The organism is Nonlabens sp., assembly GCF_965657255.1.
Taxonomy (GTDB): Bacteria; Bacteroidota; Bacteroidia; order Flavobacteriales; family Flavobacteriaceae; genus Nonlabens.
Window position 1 is genome coordinate 164,840 of the sequence record NZ_CBFHNM010000003.1, and the last position, 24,362, is coordinate 189,201.

Here is a 24,362-nt window from a genome sequence, read left to right on the forward strand (position 1 = left end):
GTAATGTTTGATAAAGAATACGATGTAATTGTAGTTGGTGCAGGTCACGCAGGTAGTGAAGCTGCCGCTGTCGCTGCTAATATGGGTTCCAGGACTTTATTAGTAACTATGAATCTAGAGACCATAGGACAGATGTCTTGTAATCCTGCTATGGGCGGAATCGCTAAAGGCCAGATTGTACGTGAGATCGATGCCTTAGGTGGTTTAAGCGGGATTGTATCTGATAAAAGCGCGATACAATTCAAAATGCTGAATCTTTCTAAAGGTCCAGCCATGTGGTCGCCTAGAACACAGAATGATCGCATGCGTTTTTCTGAGGAATGGAGAATGCAATTGGAAGCAATCCCTTTGTTGGATTTCTATCAAGAAATGATAGTTGGTCTGATCGTAGAAGGAGGTAAGGTTGTTGGTGTAAAGTCATCTTTAGGTATTGAAATTAGATCTAAAGCTGTTGTTTTAACCAACGGTACTTTCTTAAATGGTTTGATTCATATAGGAGATAAGCAATTCGGTGGTGGAAGAGCTGGTGAAAGAGCCTCTACAGGAATAACAGGTCAATTGATTGATTTAGGTTTTGAAGCCGGAAGGATGAAAACAGGAACTCCACCTAGGGTAGATGGAAGGTCATTAGATTATTCTGTTATGGAACCACAGCCAGGTGATCAATTTACCTCCAAATTTAGTTACAGTAATTTAACGACCACGTTGAAACAGCAACGTGATTGTCACATGACTTATACCAGTCCAGAAGTTCACAATTTACTTAGGGAAGGTTTTGATCGTTCTCCTATGTTTAATGGTCGAATAAAATCTGTTGGACCTAGATATTGTCCAAGTATTGAAGATAAAATTGACCGTTTTGCAGATAAGGACAGACACCAATTATTCGTAGAACCCGAAGGATGGAATACTTGCGAGGTTTATGTAAATGGATTTAGTACTTCACTACCAGAGGATGTTCAATATAAAGCTTTGCGTAGTGTTGTAGGATTTGAAAACGTAAAGTTTTTTAGACCAGGTTATGCAATTGAATATGATTATTTTCCACCTACTCAATTAAAACATACTTTAGAAACTAAGTTAGTGGATGGTCTTTATTTTGCTGGTCAGATTAATGGAACGACGGGTTATGAAGAGGCAGCTTCTCAAGGTTTAATGGCAGGAATTAATGCCGTACGAAAGATTAGGGAAGAAGAGGCGTTTATATTGAATAGGGATGAGGCTTATATAGGTGTTTTGGTGGATGATTTAATTACAAAAGGTACAGAAGAGCCTTATAGAATGTTTACATCGCGAGCTGAGTATAGAACTTTATTAAGACAGGACAATGCAGATTTACGTCTAACACCTCGTGCGGTAGAATTAGGTATTGTTACTGACGAGGCGTTAAAAAGAGTAGAACGTAAACAAAATGAATCTGAAAAAATGGTTCAGTTTTTAAAAAATACGAGTTACGACTTTAATGAAATGAATGTTTTGTTAGAAAAAAAAGGTAGTAAAGTGGTTACTCAAAATGATAAATTATTTAAAGTTTTTGCTAGACCTCAAATTAATTTAGAGGATATTAAAACCATTTCACAGGTAAAGGATTATTTAAATGATAATGATTTGAACGACGATATTTTAGAGCAAGTAGAAGTTCATGTTAAGTATTCTGGTTATATTGATAAAGAAAAAAATAACGCAGATAAGCTTCATAGATTAGAGAATGTAAAGATTCCGCCTAATTATGATTTCAAAAGTATCAAGTCGCTTTCTTATGAAGCGAGAGAAAAATTAACTAGAATACAACCGGTAACAGTTTCTCAGGCAAGTCGTATTTCAGGGGTTTCACCTAGTGATATTTCTGTCTTATTGGTTCATATGGGTCGATAGTTTCACGTGAAACAATTTATAAAATTGAATTTTTCAAAACGCTTTTTACAACTCAATGACTACTTTCTTACGCAAGAAAAGTTTGAACTTTACATAGATCCTAAAACAGAATTAATTAAAACCATTCCGCAACCGGAGCAATTAGATCGTTATTATGAGAGTGAAGATTATCTTTCTCACGACGATACTCAAAAATCGTTTTTTGCACGATGTTATAATTTTGCTAAGGTATTTAATCTGAAATCTAAAACTTCACTTATTAAGAAATTTGCTCAGAACGGATCTGTTTTAGACATTGGTGCTGGAGTAGGAGATCTTGTAAAGTCTCTAAAACAAAATGGAGTAAAGGCGAGAGGTTTTGAACCTAGTGAAAAAGCAAGACTGTTTGCTAAAGAAAAGGGAATTGATCTTCATACAAGCTTAGATGAATTTGAGTCGAATACATTTGATTTGATTTCTATGTATCATGTTCTGGAACATGTTCGAGATGTGAAAAAACAAAAACAAGAAATCTTAGAGTTATTAAAACCTAATGGTGTTTTAATTCTTGCTCTGCCCAATTATGAGTCGTATGATGCTAAATTCTATGGAAAGTTTTGGGCTGGTTATGATGTGCCACGACACCTATTTCATTTCAATAAAAAAGCAGTTGAAAGTTTATTTCATGAAGAATTTGAAATCCTAAAAATGCAACCGATGTGGTTTGATAGTTTTTATGTTTCTATTTTATCAGCTAGATATAAAAAAACTGGCATACCATTTTTAAGTGGAATTCTTGTTGGTCTACTTTCAAATGTCAAAGCAATCTTTACTAAAGAGCCTAGTTCAATTACTTATGTGTTAAAAAAGCGTTTTTAGATGTTTTAAAACGCAATTCAAGTGATATATCTATAAAGTTATTAGTATTTTTTAAAAGATCCTTAAAACGCTTTATTTGGATTATTTTATAATAGAGATTACTAATTGGAAACTAAATAATAATAAGTTATAGATATTGTGTCCAAAATAGTCCCATCAAACTAATTATAAAGTAAATTCCTATTCCCGATGCTCCGGGATAATCTTTTATCAACCTTAAGCCTATTAATAATATTATCAATAAAATACTAGAAAGAATAAACGCATATTCTGCGAGTAATAAATTTCCTAAGGCTATAGAATCAAATAGGGCAAACCCAATTAGGACAACTAGAATGAATTCAAAGCTCAAAATAAACAGAATACTTGCCTGTATCAATAATGGTGTAAAAATACCTTTGTACATTTCTTGATAGAAAGTGCCAGTATTTTTCCATTCGGCTACTTTTTCGTAGGCAGATATAAAATAGGTGATTAATAGAAAAAGAAGAATGAGGATAATACCAATGTTAGATAGGATCATTTATTTGTAATTTATTCAAATCAGATATTAAAAGTCATCCAATGTGTTTTATAAGAAGGTAAGTGTTATATTCAGACTACTTAGAATGAAGAATACGAGTCATTCCTATGCTTAAGTCTGTCATAACGATTTTACCATTTGCGTTACGTTCTATATGGTAAATGGCTTCTTGAAGTTGCTTCTGTACTTCTAGCATTCTATTTCCATCTACAAACGGCGCAAATTTTGTCAAATCAAAACCACTTTGTGGAGATAAATAAACAGCACTGTCTGCTTTGTAGTTTTTCAACATGGCCTGTCTAAAGAACTCTATACAATAATTAAGAAAACGTATTTGTGTTTCACGATTTACGGCTGCTATGGTATTTGCCCATTCCATCAATTCATTAATGGCAGTCATTTTAGTTTTGGCAACAAAAGCTGTTCGTACCCATTGTACAAACCATTGTTCAAATTGAAGGTCTTCAGCACTATTTTGTGAAAATTGAACTGCTTTTCTGTAATCACCATCTGCTTGTCTAGCAACTGTAGAGCTTTGACTTTCAGATAAATGAAGGTTCTTTTGTAACCCTTGTGCAATTACTGCAGCATTTAATTTAGGCACATGAATGATCTGACATCTGGACTTTATTGTATTGATAATACGATCTTCAGATTCTGCAACCAACAGTATAATGGTCTGTTTAGGAGGCTCTTCAATAAGTTTTAAGAGCTTATTTGCTGCCTCTGTATTCATTTTATCTGCACCCCAAATAACTACCACTTTGTAGCCGCCTTCATAGGATTTGAGACTCAGTTTTTTCATGATCAGTTGCGCCTCGGCAACACGTATTTCTGCATTTTTCTTTTCAATATCTATGGCCTTGTACCAATCTGGTAAACTTCCATATGGATTATTTAATAAGAATGCTCTAAACTCTTGCAAAAACACGTCAGATGTAGCTTTTGTACTACTACTGCCTATAGTAGAAGGCATAGGGAATGAAAAATGCAAATCTGGATGAGCAAGGTTATTTAATTGAGCATGACAACTATCATTATCGATACCACATAAAATATTACGAGCATAAGCAACTGCTAGAGGTAAAACGCCACTTCCAGTTGGTCCTACTAATAATTGTGCATGAGCGATACGGCCATTTTGCACTGTAGATTGTAAGTGCTTTTTAATATGATCCAGTCCTAAAACGTCTTGATATTGCATGATGCAAATATAAGTGGATCACTTGTTTTTTAGATTATACATTGACTCAACCTTAATTTTCCATAAGTTTTGACTTGTGTTGATGTAATGGATGGTTGTATGCCATTTTTTTAAAACAATTTGAATATTTGAAACTAATCAAAGTATTGCTAGAAAGATTTTTTTTCATGTTATGATTATCAGTTGAGAATTTAGTAAAACGACTTAATCATATATTCTTTATTCCACGATATCGTTATTGTAAAACCATATCCATTATATTTGTTTTTAATCCATTTTGAATATTATAAGATGACCATAGACCAAATTAATTTTGAGAATAAAAAAGCTTTAATAAGAGTAGATTTTAATGTGCCACTAGATGAGGATCATAATGTAACAGATGCTACTAGAATTGAGGCAGCAAAAGACACTATTATTCATGTTTTAGAACATGGTGGCTCTGTAATTCTTATGTCTCATTTGGGACGTCCTAAAAATAAAGAAGAAGAGTTTTCTTTGCGTCACGTTTGTGCAAAAGCAAGTGATATTTTGGGAGTTCAAATTAAATTTGTAGAGGATTGTATTGGTCAGGCAGCTGAGAATGCTTCTCAAAAATTAGAGCCTGGTGAAGTATTGTTGTTAGAAAACCTAAGATATTATAGTGAAGAGACTGCTGGAGATGCCGCTTTCGCGAAAGCGTTATCACAACTAGGCGATATCTATATTAACGATGCCTTTGGAACTGCGCATAGAGCTCATGCAAGTACCGCAATTATCGCCGATTACTTTGAAGAAAAATGCTTTGGAACGCTTATGAATCGTGAGATCGAGAGCTTAGATAAAGTAATGAAAACACCAGAAAGACCCTTGGTTGCTATTTTGGGAGGTGCAAAGGTATCTTCAAAAATTACCGTGATTGAAAACATTCTTACTAAGGTAGATGACTTGATTATCGCTGGTGGCATGGCCTACACTTTTATTAAAGCGCAAGGTGGTAAAATAGGAGATTCTCTTGTAGAAGATGACAAACAAGAACTTGCTTTAGATATTCTAGCCAAGGCAAAAGAAACCAATACCAATGTTCATTTACCGGTAGATGTGGTGATTGCAAATTCTTTTTCAGAACTTGCTTCTACAGATCATGCAGCTATCGATCAAGTTCCAGACGGTTGGATGGGGCTGGACATAGGAGAAAAATCTCGTGAAATTTTTCATAATGTACTGCAAAGTGCTAAAACCATTTTATGGAACGGTCCTGCAGGAGTTTTTGAAATGGAACCATTTGCAAAAGGAACTATCGCTTTAGGTGATTCGGTTGCAATGGCAACAAAAAATGGTGCGTTCTCGTTAGTAGGTGGCGGCGATAGCGTTGCAGCTGTAAAACAATTTGGTTTTGAGAATCAAGTAAGTTATGTGTCCACTGGCGGTGGCGCCATGCTAGAGATGCTAGAAGGAAAAACACTGCCAGGTATTGCAGTGATAAAAGGATAATATAAAGCCATAAATGAAACTCGCCAAAGCTCTAAATTAATAGCTAAAAGGCGAGTTTTTTTATCAGGATGACTAAGAAATGTTCTCAAAATGATAGGAGTAGTAAGTTTTATCCTTTTGATAATTATTAAAAATATAAAATGATCAAATACCTTCTTTTTTTCTTTTCGTCTTTTTTCTTTTTACAAGGATTTGCTCAGGTAGAACAGGACTCTACAAAAGTGCAAGGAAAAGTAGTTACTTATGAAGAATACAAAAAACAGCAGGCGCAAAAAGACTCTATAGAGAACGATTTAATCCTTTCCGGAGAAATTCCTGTACAAGAAATTGCGTTAGATACGACTGTTTCAGGAGCACCATTAAAAGTGTATCCAGAAGTGGATGATCTAGATGAAAAGTTGCTTAATGAATTGTATAATAACGATCTATATGATTACATGCATGATGAATTAGTGCAAATGGATTATAGTGAGATCGTGAATCAAACGTTACCTACAGATACTCTTAAAGCAAGACTAGCAGCCATTAATGAAAGTACGCCGTTTCAAATAGACTACAATCCAGTTCTTGAAAAGCTTATTAATAAAAAGCTCGGTTACAAGCGTGTTTATATGGAACGTTTAATGACCTTAAGCGATTATTACTTTCCATTATTTGAACCTTATTTAGATCAGTACGACATTCCGTTAGAGATGAAGTATCTGGCCATTGTAGAAAGTGCACTAGATCCACGTATCAAGAGTCGAGTAGGAGCAACAGGATTATGGCAATTTATGTTTACTACAGGTCGTAATTATGATCTAGAAGTAAATTCTTATGTAGACGAGCGCATGGATCCTATTAAGTCCACCATTGCAGCTTGTAAATTTATGAGCAGCCTGTATAAAATATATGGAGATTGGGACTTAGTACTAGCAGCATATAATTCTGGTCCAGGAAATGTCAATAAAGCAATACGCCGCAGTGGTGGCTATAAAAATTACTGGAACATACGACCGTATTTACCTAGAGAAACCGCTGGTTATGTGCCTGCTTTTCAGGCTACCATGTATTTATTTACTTATGCAGCACAGCATGGTTTCCAGCCGCAACAAACCCTTTATAAAACTATTGCTACAGATACAATTAGGGTTAAAAAGATGATTTCTTTAGAACATGTTGCACAATTTACAGATCAAGATCTAGAGGTGATACAATTTCATAATCCTTCTTATAAGTTAGATATCATCCCAGTTATTAAAGGAAAGGTGCATAACCTAAGACTGCCTATAAGAGATGCAGCAAAATTTGTCAGTAATGAAGATGCTGTGTACGCTTTCGCGAAAGCGGAATTTGAAAAAATAGAAAAACCTTTACCAGACCTAGTCAAAGCTGAAAGTCGAATCACGTATCGTGTTAAAAACGGTGATTATTTAGGGAAAATAGCAAATCGATACGGTGTAAGAGTAAGCCAAATAAAACGATGGAATAGTTTAAGAAGCAATAACTTACGTATAGGACAAAGATTATATATTCATTCTAGAAACCCTATTACAAGTAAAAGCTCTACTGCAGGTAAAACACCTGGGACTTATAAAATAAAAAGCGGTGATAGTTTATGGAAAATAGCCGATAAATATGGCATATCTATTGCAAGCATACGTAAATTGAATCCTACTACAACCGATGATTTAAAGGTAGGTGACACATTAAAATTAAAGTAAAATGAATAAAATCTATGTAATACTTGCGGTATGTCTAGCTTTCATAAGTTGTGATGATAAAGCAATTGTAGTTCAAGATAGTTCTGGAAGATTGAACGATATATTAATAGTTATTGAAAATAGCGACTGGGATGGAGCATTAGGCGATTCTATTAGAAAAGAGTTTGCTAGACCGTTAGACGGTATTGTAAGAGAAGAACCTATGTTTACACTTAATCATGTAAAACCTAGTGCTTTTAAAGGAATGTTGAAGAAATCTCGCAATTATTTGTTGGTCAAAAGATCAGATAGTAGTGGTGTCTCTATTAAGAAGGATGTATATGCAAATCCGCAATTAGGAATTATAGTACGAGGAAAGGATAAAAAAGAGCTTGCTAGAGTAATTTCAGAAAATGCAGATAATATGATCGCTGTATACAATCAAGGTGAAGTAGAACGAAAGCAATATCTTATGGATAAAGTAGCTCTCAATACGGATCGATTGAAAGAGCGTTTTGGCTTTGATATAATTATACCTCGCGCATATCGATTTGCAACTTATAATGGAGAGATAGATAATAATTTCTTCTGGCTGCGCAGAGATATTAAAGAAGGAACGATGGATTTGATGATCTATGAAGTAGATCGCAATAGAATTAAACGCAGTGATAGTACTGTTTTAGATATCGTTAAAGTAAGAGATTCTATAGGTGCCATAAAAATTCTTACAGATGGTGGACCATTCCAGACAGAGCCTGCTTTTTCACCTTTCTTAAATGAAAGTCAGATCGATGGCAATTTTGCTTTTGAAACTAAAGGAACTTGGGAAATTAAAGATATGTTTGTCGCAGGTCCTTTTGTTAATTATGCGATTTACAACAAGCAAAAAGACAACTGGTTGATAATTGAAGGATATGTAAGCGCGCCTAGTAGTGCGCAGCGCAACTATTTATTTGAAATAGAAGCTATTTTGAAAAGCGTTCGTTTTGTAGAGGCTGATAAAGAAGAATAAGTTAAAATTATCCAATAAAAAAATGCGCATTGTTTCAAAACAATGCGCATTTTTAATTTTATAAGAATAAGAACCTATGCGTCTAGATTAGGTTTCTCATCTTTTTTAGATTCGTCATCTTTTGACGCCTCTTTAAATTCTTTAATTCCACCACCTAGGCCGCGCATTAGTTCTGGAATTTTCTTACCTCCAAAAATGAGAAGAATAACCACCACTATCAGAATGATACTCCATAGACCTGGCATTGCTAAAAAGAAATTTGCTATCATGATTTGCTCTTTTAATAGATTGCAAAGATACAATAAGCCATATAACCACAAGTAATTAGGCTGTTAATCTTTAATAAATCAAAATTAAAGTCTAACTAGCTCATCTTCAAATATCATTACCTATGTGTTATAAACTTACAAAAGGTATGTAATCAAGGATAACATGGTATGAAAGGTATAGAAATTTGACAAAACGATTTTAATTTTTAAACTTGTTTCTATCCGTATCACGGTCATGGCTCTTTTGAAAGAAAACTATTTATATTTGTTTCAGGTTACTTCACAATGGCTAAAAAGAAAAAAAATAAAAGACAAAAAAGTAAGTGGACACACCATTACCGCATGGTGGTGCTTAATGATGATACTTTTGAAGAGCGTTTTAGCCTTAAATTAAACAGGTTAAATGTTTTTGTAGTCACATTTATCACAGCCGTATTATTGATAGGTGCGACCACCGTACTGATTGCATTTACACCATTACGCGAGTATATTCCTGGCTATGCAGATCTTAGCATACGCAAGAACACTATAGAATTGAGTAAAAAAGCAGATTCTCTCCAGCAAGTAGTTCGTATTAATGAAGAATTTTATGGACGTATAAAAATGCTTCTCAATGGCGATATCACTACTGAAGAATATGCACGTATTGATAGTATTGCAAAAGTAGAAACCAATTTAGGAGTTCCAGACCTAGCACCTATTAAAGAAGATAGTTTGCTTAGAGAAGAAGTTGCAAATGAAGATCGTTACAGTGTAATAGCTGGCGCAAAGGCCCAAACTAATTTTGTGTTCTTCCCACCAGTACAAGGGACTATTTCTGGTAATTATGATGCAGAATTGAAACACTATGCAGTAGATATTGCTGCCGTTAAAGGAACACCAATAAAAGCTGCTGCAGATGGGACAGTTGTCTTTTCTGGCTGGAGTGCAGACACTGGTTATACCATATTAATCGAGCATGCATATGGGCTCATTACGGTCTATAAACATGCTGGTAGTTTAAATAAAGATCAAAATGATCAAGTTCTTGCTGGAGAAGTTATTGCCAGCGTAGGAAACACTGGAGAATTTACAACAGGACCACATTTACATTTTGAAATTTGGAGTGATGGATATCCTTTAGACCCAACTAACTTTATCAATTTTGAATAAATGTCATTAAAATCACTCGCAGCAAAAGTGTTTGCAGCCATCGTTGATAAACAAACCAAAAAATGGGCTTCAGATCCAGTAGGCTCACAAAATAGGGTGTTTAAACATTTATTAAAGACTGCTAGTGATACCGCTTTCGCGAAAGCGCATTCTTTTTCCAGTATCAAAACACATCAAGATTTTATTGATCAAGTACCAGTACGAGATTATGAGGATTTAAGACCTTTTGTGGATCGAGTGGTCGCTGGCGAAATTGATATTTTATGGCCTGGAAAACCACTTTACTTTGCAAAAACATCTGGTACCACAAGTGGTGCTAAATACATTCCTATTACCAAAGAGTCCATGCCAGAGCACATAAAAGCTGCTCGAAATGCGATATTGAGCTATGTTCATGAAACAGGAAACGCCAGCTTTGTAGATGGTAAAATGATATTCCTTCAAGGTAGTCCCGAAATGGAAACTAAAAATGGGATTCAGTTAGGTAGGTTAAGCGGTATTGTAGCTCATTACGTACCTAATTACCTTCAAAAAAACAGATTGCCTTCCATGAAAACCAACTGTATAGATGATTGGGAAACAAAAGTAGAAGCAGTAATTGATGAAACGCTTCCAGAAAAAATGAGTGTTATTTCTGGAATTCCTAGCTGGGTGCAAATGTACTTTGAACGTATCGTGCAGCGCACTGGTAAGAAAGTAGGCGAGGTATTTCCAGATTTCAATCTCTTTATTTACGGAGGTGTCAATTTTGAACCATATCGTGCAAAATTTGATCAGTTGATAGGTCGTAAAGTAGATAGTATAGAACTGTTTCCTGCTAGTGAAGGCTTTTTTGCCTATCAAGATAAACAGAATGAGAAAGGAATGTTGCTACTTCTTGATGCTGGTATTTTTTACGAGTTCATTCCTGCAGATCAATTTCATGAAGAAAATGCTCCACGACTCACGATAGGCGAAGTAGAAATAGGCGTTAATTATGTTCTTATTCTTTCTACAACAGCAGGATTATGGGCGTATAACATAGGCGATACGGTTGCTTTTACTTCTACAAATCCATACAGAGTAGTGGTAACTGGTCGTATTAAACATTATATAAGCGCTAGTGGAGAGCATGTCATAGGAAAAGAGGTAGAAGAGGCTATGAAAGCAGCTTCACAAAAGTTGAATATAGTCATTAATGAATTTACCGTTGCGCCACAATTAAGTCCAGTAGAAGGAGAATTACCTTATCATGAATGGTTTGTAGAGTTCGGTCAGAATAAAATAGACTTGAACAAATTAGAAGTATCTCTCGATCTCCAAATGAGAGAACAAAATAGCTATTACGACGATTTAATATCTGGTAAAATCTTACAGCCGTTAAAAATTACGTCTGTTCCTGAAAACGGTTTTAAACGATACATGAAAACTATAGGCAAATTAGGTGGTCAGAATAAGTTGCCGCGATTATCAAATGATCGTAAAATTGCTGAGGTTCTTGAGAAGATAATAAGCTATGATCAAAAATAATAGAACAATTACAATTTGATATATTTACTGCAATCAATTATTCTTACATGGTATACTTGCAATTATTAGCTTTATCTCTTCTTAGTTTAGGTGTTTTGACTTTGATCAAAAACAACCTTTTAAAATGTATAATTGCTATTATTTTTTCAGCGTTTTTTTTATTGCAGCTTTCTTCCGTGTATTTAACAGGCAATGTTGGTGATTATAGGTTTTACGAACATTTAAAATGGAATGTTATTGCAAACATTTATAAAGAGTTCCTTGCAGACGGAATACTTTTAATATTGCTATTTGTGGCTGTTACTTTTTTATTTTTTTGGCTTTCACAGAAATTAAAAAATATTTCTAAAATAATTTTTATTCCAATCCTATTAACAAGCTTAATTTTTTTGAGCTTTGATAACTATGTTTTTCATAATGTATATGAAATATATTCACTGCAAAGATCAAATACATACACACTTAAAAAAGCCTTAGAACAGCTGCCGCTTAAGAATGCGAATGAGCTATTAAGTAACACAGTTAGCGCAAAAGCTGGTAATAATGTTATTTTCCTTTCTCTAGAATCTTTTGAGAAAGGATTTATAAAAGAAAGGCCAGACTTGACACCATTTCTCAACAAACTTAAAAGAGAGTATCATTACTATGATTTAAATCCTACAACAGGTGGTGATTGGACTAGTGCTTCAGCATATATGGCTCTTACGGGAATGCCCGCTTATTTTGGTGAAGATGGGAACAATATTTTTCAGGGTTCACAGAATTATAAGTTAAACACTTTAGGACAGGTATTTGAGAGTGCTGGCTATAGTATGACCTACTTAATTGCAAACAAGGATTTTTCTGGAATAAATGACATGTTACAAACTTTTGGCTTTGAGGTAAAGTCAGAGACCGATTTTGATGAAAACTATGAGAGAATTCCTTGGGGCTTACATGATAAGGATCTTTTCAACGAGCTTGAGAAAGAGATACTCTTAAAGAAAAATAATAATACTCCATTTGCAATATATGCAAGCACTGTGGCAACACATTTTCCAGATGGACTGTATGATAAACGTATGGAAGGTATAATTCCAGCACAAAGAACTGATCTAGAGTTTATGATCGCTGCTGTGGATTATTATATAGGCGAGCTCTTTGAAATGCTTAATCGGGAAAATTTACTAGATAGTACAACAGTTATAATTGTTCCTGACCATCAGTTTATGGCAACACATCCAGTTATTGACGATCTGAAAGAAAGGGGTTTGTTTGTGCTATCCACTGAAAAATTAGAAGAAGTTGAAACTAAAGAATTATATCAATTATCTATACCTGAAATAGTATTAGACCTTTCTGATATACAGACTAATGCAGTTTTTCTAAGCCATTTAATAGGTGCTGATAAGAACCAGTTTATTGATGCAAATAGAAGTCATCTGAGAGATATAAATGTGGCTGCACTAACTACAATAAATTTAGACAAAGGCTTTACCATAACAAAGGATAATCAACAGCTTATTATAAAGATCCTTGATCAAGAAATTATTGCTACAAATCTCAAATTAGGAAACAATTCAGATGTTTATCAAATAGAATTGGATGATCAGTATAGAATTGTGAAAACACAAGAGATCGCACAAAGCCAATTAAAGAAAGCTGTACTAAAGCCATTAACACTTACTATAGACGCTTCAGTAGAAGATACGATCTCCTCATTTTTTACAGATATTGATGGAATCATATCATACAAAAAAGGCAAAACCCAGGTGGATTTTGAAACTTATGATGTGGAGTCAAAATTTGATGTAAACAATACCATCACAGAATCGATTGTCGATTTAGATCAAAACACTACTTCTCTTTTCCTAAAAAGCTCTAGTTTTAATTCAAAGAAACTTAGTTATGTGAAGCTAGGAGAACAGCAATTTTTACTTGACAGAGGAGTAAACTTAATAACCGTAGATCAAGAAGGAACACTATTGATAGATAGGTTTGACACTTATTTAGAACCAGAAACTATTGAAGAGTTAATTGAAAGTATTTCAAAAGCTAAACAATCAAAAAAACATATTTTCTTAGTCGTCCATGATACAGCTGGAGCGTCGTTCTCTAATTACGATGTACAGTTAAAAAATTTAGGACTTAAAAAACTTGTTGATCTTAAAAATAGACAGGCTTATATTGCTACTCTGAAACAAACAGAAACACAGGAGTATGTAGATAATCTCATCTTAGAGTCTACTTTTAACGTGCCACTTAAAAAAGTACAATTGATTAAAAATACAGATATTGCTATCAATAAATTTAGTAAAGATGTAGATCGCTTTATTGCTCATGCAGGTGGGAAAATTGACGGTAAAGTTTATACTAATTCTTTAGAAGCAATGGACCTCAACTACAAGAAAGGATTTAGAAATTTTGAATTAGATATAATAAAAACTACTGATAATCATTTTGTTGCGGCTCACGATTGGGATATTTGGAAAGAGCAAACAGGTTATAGTGGTAATACACCAGTGACGCTAGAGGTTTTTAATTCATATAAATTACTAGATAATTATACAGCTATCGATATGGCTGCGATAAATAAGTGGTTTAAAAAACACAAAGACGCCATTTTAATAACAGATAAAACTAGAGATGTAAAAGGTTTTGGAGATCTTTTTATAGATAGAAATAGACTTGTAATGGAGGTGTTTACGACTAAGGATGCAGAGATAGCTAGAGCAAATAGTATTAAACCTATGCTGTCAGAAAACATTATGGATAGATTGAAAGACCAGTTGATTCCTTTTATGAAAATAAATCAAATAGAACACCTAGCATTTTCTAGAAATTCTATTCAAAAATTCCAAGTAGTATTAGAACAAGCAAATGAATTAGGATATAAATCTTACGTTTATCATGTTAATTTTCAGGCAGGCAAAGATGAAAAATATGTAATAGATTACGAGTTAGGAAAAGTTTATGGAATGTATGCAGATCAATGGAATTTTAAATTAGACTAAACAGTGATTAAATTAGCCTTTTTAGTAAATCCTATTTCAGGTAAGAGTGGAAATAGACTGGAGTATAAAGAGTTGACTTCTCACCTAAGCGAGAAAAGCTATCAAATTGATATTTTATATTCTTCTTCTAAAAGGAATCTAGAAAAACTAACTCTTTCTTGTGTTAAAAATAAAGTAGATATCATAATCGCTGTTGGTGGAGATGGAACCGTCAACACAATAGCAAAACACCTAGTCAAAACAAATATAAAACTTGGAATACTTCCTCGTGGTTCCGGTAATGGACTAGCCGGTCATTTAGGGATTTTAAATTCGGTTCCAGAAATGTGTCGCTCATTAAAAACTTTAAATACAATAAGAATAGATTGTGGAATAGTTAACGACCAGTTTTTCTTTTCAAATTTTGCATTAGGATATCCTGCCGAGGTTATTCATAGGTATGATAAAGATTTCAAAAGAGGTTTTATTACCTATTTCAAGCATGGAATAAAAGCTTATTTCGCAAATCGCAAAAATAAAATTAAAATAGAAGGGCATTCAAATCCTAAATATTCTGTTTTAGTTTCAAACACAAAATATTTAGGATATAAAGTCTCTTTAACTCCAGGTGCAAAAATTAACAATGGATATCTATCTTTAATATATGCTAAATCTAGAAAAGATCTTACTTTAAAAATTGGTCAAATACTTTTATTTAAAAAAAACTATGCACAATCTGTAAAAGAAATAAACCTTCATTGCAGTGTAGAATGCCCAGCACAATTAGATGGAGAGCCAGTTCATTTACAACCTCCATATAGTATAAAAGTAAAACAAAATTGCTTAGATATACTTATTCAAACTAAAACCAAGTCACCACACTAAATACTTATCTTTGCCACGAAAGAGAATATATGCCTATAATTAACGTAGAACCACGTACAAGAGCTCAAGAAAGTACTAACGCCATAGAACGCATGTATATTACCATGCGACACCTTTTCAATAGAGGTTTTTATAAACCTATGGGCGTAAGTGGAGAATCCTTAAGAGAATCCTTACTTACCTTACGACCAGAAATTTATGGTAGTATAGGAGAAGATAAAATAGAATTAAGTGGTCTGCTTTATGTAATGGACAGATTACCAGTAGGTATAGAAGAATGTACTTATATCAACCTTACTAGTGATGAAGGTTATGAAGGGTCTCATTTTAAAGCTATTATTCCTAAAAAAAGACGCCGTCATTGCTATCGTATTGATGAGCATCAAATGAATATAGAAGTAACTCGTGGACGTTCTGAAATCTATGATATCCTCACGCACCTTACTTTCTTAATGATCGAGTCTCATAAGATCATGAAACAAGTGATAGTGGGCGATAATGGTAATACCACACGTGACTGGAAATGTCTTGAAGATGCTGTCTCAAAGAAAAAACTAACTCAAGAAGAGAAAGAAGTTGCTATTACTCATGTAGCAAACATATTAGGGCGCACTTTTGATGAAGTCACATCAGTTTATAAAGACTTCAGCACGACTGGAAATCACAACCGGTTTTTAAGTATTATATATCATTTAGGTAGATTAGCAAAACAAGAAGTACTGGATGAAGAAAAGCGACTCGTTACTTTTTCACCTGTTTTGAGAGAGCGTCTAGGACATCATATTCATGGTGATGCTTGGGCGATGCGTATTAAGAAACACCTTATAGAAAAAGACCTTTTTCATAGACCACTACATATTATAAGCGCAAACCTGCATAGTGTAATGAATTCACTTTACGGTCCCAAAGCGCTTGCTAGTCAAATGATCAAAAAGAGTCGCATGGAAATCTTTGCAGACTTAAGTAATGATAGCGGTAAGAAAAACCGTGACTTGATTAAGAAACACGCTCTTGCAAATGGAATGACAGAGCTTAAAGATAAAAGCGGTACTAATATCGATGTACAAATTTTTGATCTTTCTAATTGTGAATTTGAAAAAGTAGATTTTTGTGATATTCGCTTTCGCGAAAGCGATAACAGTAACAAACCTGTACTTGTTGTTATGGACTATGCTTTTGGTGAACAGGCTTATGAAACAATGGATGAGTTGTTAAAACCGTTCAAAGATGAAAAAGGCCAGACACACCAAATGAATGTAAAATCTATAAATATCATGGGTAAAGCTGGCATTCTAGAAGGTGATAAAGGAGATATTATGGTTCCTGATGCACACGTTTTTGAAGGTACAGCAGACAATTATCCATTTGTAAATCAACTTTCTAAAACAGATCTTGAGCAAGAAGATGTAAAAGTTGTTACTGGTTCTATGGTCACAGTTTTAGGTACATCTCTTCAAAATAAAGATCTTTTAGAGTTTTTCTATAGCTCCAGTTGGAGAGTAATCGGTCTAGAGATGGAAGGTGCACATTATCAAAAAGCTATACAGGCAGCATCTAGAGTTAGACGTAGTATTAGTGAAGATGTAAATGTACGCTATGCATACTATGCGAGTGATAACCCATTAAAAACAGGACATACGCTGGCTAGTGGTGGACTAGGTTTAATAGGTGTAAAACCTGTTTATGTGATTACTGAAAAGATACTAGAGCAAATTATGGAGAATAGCATTAAAGAAGATAAAACGATTTAGAGTTTCAAAAAATCACAATAATTTTATCTGTGTTTGCTCGTTAAGACAATTCATTGAGTTCTATTATATTTGAATTTAAAAGAAAAAAAATTTCATGAATAACCAGCCTGATCAAAATCAAGAACAAGAAGTGGACTTGGTGCCCGTATTTGTATGGATAAGTAATGGATTTCAAAATCTAATTAACGCGATAGTTGGACTCTTCAAGAACATCGCTCATTTCTTAATCTTGTTTCTTATTTTTATTAAGAACCATATAATTTTACTAGGTGTTCTATTCTTTATAGGTGCTGGACTGGGTTGGTATATGAGTAAGGAAAGTAAGAAAAGTTTTAACGCTCAATTGCGCGTACAGCCTAATTTTGAAAGCGCTGGTCAGCTTATTTCTAATTTAGAATATTACAACTCTTTAGTTGATCAAGAAGATTTTGTATCCCTAAGTAAGGAATTAGGGATAACAACTGAAGAAGCTAGAGAGCTTACCAGCTTTCATATTAAAGCAGATTTTAACGATACCGAGCTTTTAAAAGAGTATGACTATATGGCACGCCGTGCAGATACTATTGCTCTAGAAAATTACACTTTTGAAGGTTTTAAAGAAGCTAAACGTGAAATAGATTATCAGTTTTATACGGTACAGATATCTTCTAAAGACAGGAAGGCTCTTGAAAAAGCGGCCATAAAAGCAGTACAGGTAGAAGATAATCCACTTATAAAGGCACAACGTAAAGCAAGTATAGAAACTACTGCCTTTAATCTTAAAATAATGGAGAATCAACTCAAGGAAATAGATTCTTTATTAGTGGCGTTTCAAATCGCAATAAAAAGTAAAGATAGCAGTACTTCTCCAGGGACAAATGTTTTCGTGAGTCCACAGAATAAGTCAGAAGTTTTTACTGAATTATTTGAAGAAAAATCAAGAATTTTATATAACCTAGAATTTATACGCGAGAATAAATATGCATACGAGAATACTGTAAATATTGTTTCTTATTTTGTTAAAAAAGGTACAATCGAAAAGAAACATTTAACGGTTATTTTTGCGTTAGTGTTTCTAGGCTTTGGATTACTTATTGCATTGATACCTTTAGTCTTCAGGTTTTTAAATAACTATCAAGAAAGTAATCAATAGTGCAGATTATCGATACTCCGTTTATAGATTGTAAGATTATTGAACCTTCTGTATTTCCAGATGCTCGCGGTAAATTTGTTGTGGCATTTGATAGTACCGCTTTTAAAAAAGCATTTCCAGAAAAGCCTCTTTTTCTATCCATAAACGAGAGTACTTCTAGTTACGGTGTTTTGAGAGGCTTGCATGCCCAAAAAGGAGAAGCAGCTCAGGCAAAGTTAGTAAGATGTATCAGCGGTTGTATTCTAGACGTTGTTGTAGATTATAGACCAGAATCATCTACTTATTTACAACATTTTAAGGTAGAATTATCCGGCGATAATAATAAACAGTTACTAGTTCCTAGAGGGTTTTTACATGGTTTTTCTGTACTTTCTGAAACGGCAATTGTAAACTATCAAATAGATAATACGTATCAACCTGATATGGAAATAGGTATCAGATATGATGATCCATCCTTAAACATAGACTGGCAACTACCCAAAGAAGATATAATTTTATCTGAAAAAGATGAAAAGTTAGGGTATTTAAAGCTGTAATTTAGGATAGATTCATAAATCAGTTACTTTAGTCGCACTTCTATAAGCTCATTGTGATAGGTGTTTCAATTACTAATAGAATAAAAATGTCAGTCTGATCCTGTCGAAGACGTTTCATAAAAAACGAATTAATTTGAAAAAAATTCTCATTACCGGTGCAAATGGAATGCTAGGTACAGCTATTGCAGCTGCATTAAAAGACTATGAACTATTCTCTTTTTCAAGTAAAGAACTAGATATCACTTGTAGTTTTCAACTAGATCAAAAAGTTAAAAATATACAGCCAGATTACATCATCAATTGTGCAGCATACACGGCTGTAGATCTAGCAGAAACGGAACAAGAAAAAGCATACAAGATTAATGCGCTAGCCGTTCAAAAAATGGCTCAAGTTGCAAAACAATACAAAGCCACATTAATACATTTCTCTACAGATTATGTGTTTAAAGGTAATGCTGCAACTCCTTATACTACAGATCAAAAAACAGATCCTATAAATGCTTATGGAGCGAGTAAACTTGCTGGAGAAAAGGCAATTACTCAAATAGGTGGTAATCACTATATTTTTAGAATCTCTTGGTTGTACGCACCACATGGTAAGAACTTTTTTAATTGGGTAGCTAATACAGGTATGGAAGAGCTTAATATAGTCAATTCCCAAACCGGTTCTCCCACGAGCGCACTTCATGTAGCAGACTTTATTGATCACTTGCTTAAAAACGATCCTACGGCTTACGGGATCTACCATTTTACGAATCAAGGGGATATGACGTGGTACGCTTTCGCGAAAGCGATAAATCAAAAACTTCATTTAGATAAAAAAATCAATCCTGTAGCAACTTTTAAAACTGCAGCGGCACGACCGGCTTACAGTGTAATGGATTGTGAACAAACAGAACGCATATTTAATTATAAAATTCCTTCTATCAGCAATGGGCTGGAAGAAATAATAAGCAATTACAAGTCCTAAAGAAACCTTATTTTTACAGGTTTACAACTAGAATATGTCTGAGAAGAAGCATAAAGTAGCACTCATTACTGGAGTAACCGGTCAGGATGGTGCTTATTTAAGTGAGTTTTTATTAAAAAAGGGATATGAAGTTCACGGTATCAAGCGTCGTGCATCTTTATTTAATACAGATCGTATCGATCACTTGTATCAAGATCCACATGAGACTGATGTAAAATTTAAATTGCATTATGGAGATCTTACCGATACTACCAACTTGACCAGAATCATCAAAGAAACACAGCCAGACGAGATTTATAATCTTGCAGCAATGTCACACGTTCAAGTTTCTTTTGAAATGCCAGAATACACGGCAAATGCTGATGGAATAGGAGCGTTGCGTATTCTAGAATCCGTACGCTTACTAGGAATGGAAAAGAAGACTAAAGTTTATCAAGCCTCTACCTCAGAATTGTATGGTAAAGTGCAAGAAATTCCACAATCAGAAACCACACCATTTTATCCTCGTAGTCCTTATGCCGTGGCAAAAATGTATGCCTATTGGGCAACGGTAAATTACCGTGAGGCCTATGGTATGTTTGCTTGTAACGGGATTCTCTTTAACCATGAATCACCTGTACGTGGTGAAACATTTGTAACCAGAAAAATTACACGTGCTACTTCTAAAATTGTAAAAGGACTTCAAGATAAAGTGTATTTAGGTAACCTAGATGCCAAAAGAGATTGGGGACACGCTAAAGATTATGTACGTATGATGTGGATGATTCTACAACATGACCAGCCAGAAGATTGGGTCATCGCTACAGGAACAACGACTAGTGTGAGAGACTTTGTACGCATGGCTTTTCAGTACGTAGGAATACAGTTAGAATTTAATGGAGAAGGCGTGGATGAAATAGGAACCGTAAAATCCTGCTCAAATCCAGATTACCAACTAGAAATAGGAAAGGAAGTAGTAGCGGTAGATCCACGATATTTCCGCCCTACAGAGGTGGACTTATTAATCGGTGACCCTACTAAAGCCAAAGAAAAACTAGGTTGGGTTCCAGAGATCGCATTAGAAGAATTAGTAAATGACATGATGAAAAGTGATTTACACTTAATGTCACGAGAAGAATATTTAAAAAGTGGTGGTTATAGAATAAACAACTACTTTGAATAATGAATAAAGATTCAAAAATATACGTTGCTGGACACAGAGGTCTTGTAGGAAGTGCGATAGTTAGTGAGTTAAAAGAATTAGGGTACACTAATTTTGTTCTTAAAACACATAAAGAACTCGATTTAACAAATCAACAAGCCACAGCAGACTTTTTTACATCAGAAAAGCCAGAATATGTTTTTCTAGCAGCGGCTAGTGTAGGTGGAATAGTGGCAAACAATACGTATAGAGCAGATTTTATTTATAAAAATCTCATGATTCAGAATAATGTGATTCATCACAGTTATTTGAATGGTGTGAAAAAGTTATTGTTTCTAGGTAGCACCTGTATCTATCCTAAAATGGCACCGCAGCCCATGCCAGAGGACAGTTTACTTACTGGTCCGTTAGAATATACTAACGAACCTTATGCGGTAGCAAAAATAGCAGGTATTAAAATGTGCGAGAGCTATAATCTGCAATATGGTACTAACTTCATATCAGTAATGCCTACTAATTTGTATGGCCCTAATGATAATTTTGATTTGGAGAAATCTCATGTACTACCGGCATTGATTCGTAAAATGCACTTAGGCAAATTGCTCATGGATGGAAACGAGCAAGAATTAATGGAAGATTTAGGTGTCGATAGTTTCGCTTTCGCGAAAGCGGAATTACACAAACACGGCATCACATCAACAGGCATCGCTTTATGGGGAACAGGCTCACCAAAAAGAGAGTTTTTATGGTCACACGACATGGCAAAAGCATGTGTTTACTTAATGCAGAACAAAGATTTTGCTCATGTAAAAGGAACCGATAAAGACATAAGAAATACACACCTGAATATAGGAACAGGTGAAGATATCTCCATAAAAGACCTCGCAGGGTTAATCAAAAAAACTGTAGGATATGAAGGAAACCTCGATTGGGACAGCTCAAAACCAGATGGTACACCACGTAAACTGACGGACGTTTCAAAGTTGCATGAGCTAGGCTGGAAGCATGAAGTCGATCTTGAAAAAGGTGTGGAGATGATGTATCAGGCTTATCTAAACCAATAAGAATACTATAACGACTATTTTAGCGTTGGTCAAGGTAACCTAACCATTACATGAGTAGATTTTCTAAAAAACTTTCTGGAGAAGAAAAAACAGTTGCTAAGAATTATGGGGCATTAGTCGTTCTTCAAGGCTTAAATTATTTATTACCATTACTTATAATCCCTTTTTTAGAACATCAATTAGGATTAGAGAAATTTGGGCTAGTCATGTTTGCTCAATCATTAATGGTCTTTTTTGTTTTGATTACAGATTTTGGTTTCAGTATAACTGCAACTAGGGAAATAGCGATTCTTAAAACAGAAAACAAAGACTATTCTGAAGTTTATTTTAAAGTTTTTTGGGCACGAATCGTTTTAGTGATTTTTTGCTTTCTATTATTACTTATTCTAGTCTTTTCATTTGATAAATTTAGAATCAACTGGCAGCTTTATTTACTTAGTTATGGACTAGTCGTTGGACATGCTATTTTTCCAGTTTGGTTTTTTCAAGGAATAGAAAAAATGCGATTTATTACCGTGGTTAACGTTGTAGCCAAAGTTATTTTTACAGTATTGTTATTCTTATTTATTAGTAGTCCAGACGATTATTTAAATGTTCCTATTTTTAATTCTATCGGTTTTATTATTGCTGGATTACTAAGTTTTTTGATAAGTCTAAAATCTGTAACATGGAGAAAACCAAATTTTATCTCTGGTAAAGCTTTTTATAAAGAGAGTTTAAACATGTTTGTTTCTAATCTATCTTCATCGCTATATACATCGTTTAACGCTTTTCTATTAGGAATATTTGGAGGTGATATATTAGTAGGTATTTATACACCTTTTGAAAAGCTTATCCTTGCTGCAAAAAATATGTACATTCCTATTTATCAAGCTATTTTTCCATATATGGCTAGAAAGCCTATTGAGGAGATGAGAAGTATGATGAAAAAGTTACTCATGGCTGTTACTGCTTTGGGAATTTTGATTTGTGCCATTTTTACCATTTTAGGAGAATGGATTTTAGGCCTTCTTTTCAAAGACCCACTTATTGTAGAAAATGTGGACTTGTTTAAAATAATGAGTTTGATAGCTCTGTTTTCTGGTATAAATATGTTATTCAATGTATTGTACTTTCCAGCTACAAAACAATTTAAAAAACTTATGAAAATAATGGTAGTTGCAGGTGTTTTTAATGCTGTGCTAAGTTTAATTATTGTTCCTATTTTTAAATTAGAAGGAACTATTGCAGCGGTTGTGTCTACCGAATTTCTATTACTTATAATAGCTTTATTTTTATACCGAAAAGAAATAAATAATACAAAACCAACAATAGTTCAAACGTAAATGACCATTTTATATTTGTATTCTGAATTGATGGGCTATAATGTGCCTGTGTTAAAAGAGTTGTCATTTAAATATGGTGCAAAAATACATGTGATCTCTTGGGATCAAAAAAAACTAACTCCTTTTAAAATTCCGGAAATAAAAGGAGTCAAATTTTATAAAAGATCTCAATTTGATAAAAATTCAATAATACAGCTAGCAAAAGAACTACAGCCTAATTTAGTATATGTTCCTAACTGGTTTGATAAAGGTTATCTTCCTGCATGTCTTATGATGAGAAAGATGGGTATTCCCGTCGTAGCAGGTTTAGATAATCAATGGCGTGGTACTTTAAAACAGTGGGCAGGATGCTTATTGATGAGAATAAGACTCAAAAATTATTTTTCTCATCTATGGGTTTCCGGTCCATATCAGTATGAGTTTGCGAGACGATTAGGTTTTGATAAAACAAAGATACTTTTTGATTTTTATAGTGCAGATACAGCTCTTTTTAAAAAGCCAAAAAATGAAACGGTTTCAAATTCTAAAAAATTTCTTTTTGTAGGAAGACTTGAGCCTGTTAAAGGAATTGATATATTATTAGAATCATGGAAATCTATCAATAACAAAGATTGGACATTAACATTAATAGGTAACGGTAGTTTAAAGGATCGCTTTAAGGAATTAGACAATGTCATCGTAAAAGATTTCATGCAACCACAAGATTTAGTAAAAGAAATAAGAGATTACAATTGTTTTATACTTCCTAGTATCTATGAACCTTTTGGCGTTGTTTTACATGAATTTGCTGCAGCGGGAATGCCTATAATAGCAAGTGATTGCTGTGGTGCAGCTCCTATATTTGTAAGATCTGGATATAATGGTTATCAATTCAAATCTGGAAACAGTAAAGACCTTGCCCACAAAATCGAACTAATAATTAATTCAAATAAGAATACGTTACAATTAATGGGTGAAAGATCTATAGAACGTTCTATGGTCATTTCTCCTCAAACAAGTGCAGCTAGTTTAATTTCTGTTTTAAAATAA

20 protein-coding genes are annotated in these 24,362 nt (G+C 34.0%); 17 read left to right on the forward strand and 3 right to left on the reverse strand.

Going from position 1 to position 24,362, the window contains the following annotated elements; genetic code table 11:
• Positions 1-3 precede the first annotated feature (3 nt).
• Together mnmG and ACTF54_RS05045 are read left to right on the forward strand one after the other, a co-directional pair.
• Entirely contained in the window at positions 4-1,875 is a 1,872-nt protein-coding gene (gene mnmG / locus ACTF54_RS05040) for a tRNA uridine-5-carboxymethylaminomethyl(34) synthesis enzyme MnmG (protein WP_347195219.1), read from the forward strand.
• A gap of 6 nt (positions 1,876-1,881) precedes the next feature.
• Positions 1,882-2,733 carry a class I SAM-dependent methyltransferase gene (locus ACTF54_RS05045; protein ID WP_438968869.1) on the forward strand — a complete coding sequence of 284 codons (852 nt, stop codon included), beginning with the start codon at positions 1,882-1,884 and terminating at the stop codon, positions 2,731-2,733.
• Between the two features lie 127 nt (positions 2,734-2,860).
• Here the strand turns inward: ACTF54_RS05045 and ACTF54_RS05050 are convergent, their stop codons facing one another.
• Entirely contained in the window at positions 2,861-3,256 is a 396-nt protein-coding gene (locus tag ACTF54_RS05050; RefSeq protein ID WP_347195221.1) for a hypothetical protein, read from the reverse strand.
• Positions 3,257-3,332: 76 nt separating this feature from the next.
• Positions 3,333-4,460: an ATP-binding protein gene (locus tag ACTF54_RS05055; RefSeq protein WP_438968870.1), complete on the reverse strand. Its 1,128-nt coding sequence runs from the start codon at positions 4,458-4,460 to the stop codon at positions 3,333-3,335.
• 291 nt (positions 4,461-4,751) lie between these two features.
• Here ACTF54_RS05055 and ACTF54_RS05060 point away from each other — a divergent pair, with 291 nt between their 5' ends.
• The 3 genes from ACTF54_RS05060 (at position 4,752) to ACTF54_RS05070 (ending at position 8,627) form a co-directional block, all read left to right on the forward strand.
• Positions 4,752-5,933 carry a phosphoglycerate kinase gene (locus ACTF54_RS05060; RefSeq protein WP_347203277.1) on the forward strand — a complete coding sequence of 394 codons (1,182 nt, stop codon included), beginning with the start codon at positions 4,752-4,754 and terminating at the stop codon, positions 5,931-5,933.
• 140 nt (positions 5,934-6,073) lie between these two features.
• The gene (locus ACTF54_RS05065) at positions 6,074-7,636 is read left to right on the forward strand and encodes a lytic transglycosylase domain-containing protein (protein ID WP_347196387.1); all 1,563 of its coding nucleotides are present in this window, start codon (positions 6,074-6,076) and stop codon (positions 7,634-7,636) included.
• A 1-nt stretch (position 7,637) separates the two neighbouring features.
• Complete coding sequence (locus tag ACTF54_RS05070) at positions 7,638-8,627, forward strand: DUF4837 family protein (protein WP_438968871.1); 990 nt, start codon at positions 7,638-7,640, stop codon at positions 8,625-8,627.
• Positions 8,628-8,701: 74 nt separating this feature from the next.
• On the opposite strand, the gene ACTF54_RS05075 is transcribed toward ACTF54_RS05070, so the two are convergent.
• Entirely contained in the window at positions 8,702-8,896 is a 195-nt protein-coding gene (locus ACTF54_RS05075) for a Sec-independent protein translocase subunit TatA/TatB (protein WP_347196385.1), read from the reverse strand.
• A 285-nt stretch (positions 8,897-9,181) separates the two neighbouring features.
• Between ACTF54_RS05075 and ACTF54_RS05080 the strand changes: the two genes are divergently transcribed.
• The 12 genes from ACTF54_RS05080 (at position 9,182) to ACTF54_RS05135 (ending at position 24,362) form a co-directional block, all read left to right on the forward strand.
• Positions 9,182-10,048 (forward strand): M23 family metallopeptidase, encoded by an 867-nt coding sequence (locus ACTF54_RS05080; RefSeq protein WP_347196384.1) that lies wholly within the window; start codon positions 9,182-9,184, stop codon positions 10,046-10,048.
• Positions 10,049-11,557, forward strand: coding sequence for a GH3 auxin-responsive promoter family protein (locus ACTF54_RS05085; protein ID WP_347196383.1), 1,509 nt, complete (start codon positions 10,049-10,051; stop codon positions 11,555-11,557). It begins immediately after the preceding gene.
• Between the two features lie 389 nt (positions 11,558-11,946).
• Positions 11,947-14,550 (forward strand): sulfatase-like hydrolase/transferase, encoded by a 2,604-nt coding sequence (locus ACTF54_RS05090; RefSeq protein WP_347196382.1) that lies wholly within the window; start codon positions 11,947-11,949, stop codon positions 14,548-14,550.
• 3 nt (positions 14,551-14,553) lie between these two features.
• Complete coding sequence (locus ACTF54_RS05095; protein WP_347196381.1) at positions 14,554-15,414, forward strand: diacylglycerol/lipid kinase family protein; 861 nt, start codon at positions 14,554-14,556, stop codon at positions 15,412-15,414.
• Positions 15,415-15,443: 29 nt separating this feature from the next.
• Positions 15,444-17,165 (forward strand): DUF6909 family protein, encoded by a 1,722-nt coding sequence (locus ACTF54_RS05100; RefSeq protein ID WP_438968872.1) that lies wholly within the window; start codon positions 15,444-15,446, stop codon positions 17,163-17,165.
• A 94-nt stretch (positions 17,166-17,259) separates the two neighbouring features.
• Positions 17,260-18,297 (forward strand): hypothetical protein, encoded by a 1,038-nt coding sequence (locus ACTF54_RS05105; RefSeq protein WP_438968873.1) that lies wholly within the window; start codon positions 17,260-17,262, stop codon positions 18,295-18,297.
• Positions 18,297-18,833 carry a dTDP-4-dehydrorhamnose 3,5-epimerase gene (rfbC, locus tag ACTF54_RS05110; protein WP_438968874.1) on the forward strand — a complete coding sequence of 179 codons (537 nt, stop codon included), beginning with the start codon at positions 18,297-18,299 and terminating at the stop codon, positions 18,831-18,833. The genes ACTF54_RS05105 and rfbC overlap by 1 nt, the downstream gene beginning before the upstream one ends.
• 133 nt (positions 18,834-18,966) lie before the next feature.
• Positions 18,967-19,803, forward strand: a complete 837-nt coding sequence (rfbD, locus tag ACTF54_RS05115; protein ID WP_347196377.1) for a dTDP-4-dehydrorhamnose reductase — start codon at positions 18,967-18,969, stop codon at positions 19,801-19,803.
• Between the two features lie 34 nt (positions 19,804-19,837).
• Entirely contained in the window at positions 19,838-20,965 is a 1,128-nt protein-coding gene (gmd, locus tag ACTF54_RS05120; RefSeq protein ID WP_347202046.1) for a GDP-mannose 4,6-dehydratase, read from the forward strand.
• Positions 20,965-22,008, forward strand: coding sequence for a GDP-L-fucose synthase family protein (locus tag ACTF54_RS05125; protein ID WP_438968875.1), 1,044 nt, complete (start codon positions 20,965-20,967; stop codon positions 22,006-22,008). The genes gmd and ACTF54_RS05125 overlap by 1 nt, the downstream gene beginning before the upstream one ends.
• Positions 22,009-22,058: 50 nt before the next feature.
• Positions 22,059-23,333 carry an oligosaccharide flippase family protein gene (locus tag ACTF54_RS05130; RefSeq protein WP_438968876.1) on the forward strand — a complete coding sequence of 425 codons (1,275 nt, stop codon included), beginning with the start codon at positions 22,059-22,061 and terminating at the stop codon, positions 23,331-23,333.
• Positions 23,334-24,362: a glycosyltransferase gene (locus tag ACTF54_RS05135; RefSeq protein WP_347196979.1), complete on the forward strand. Its 1,029-nt coding sequence runs from the start codon at positions 23,334-23,336 to the stop codon at positions 24,360-24,362.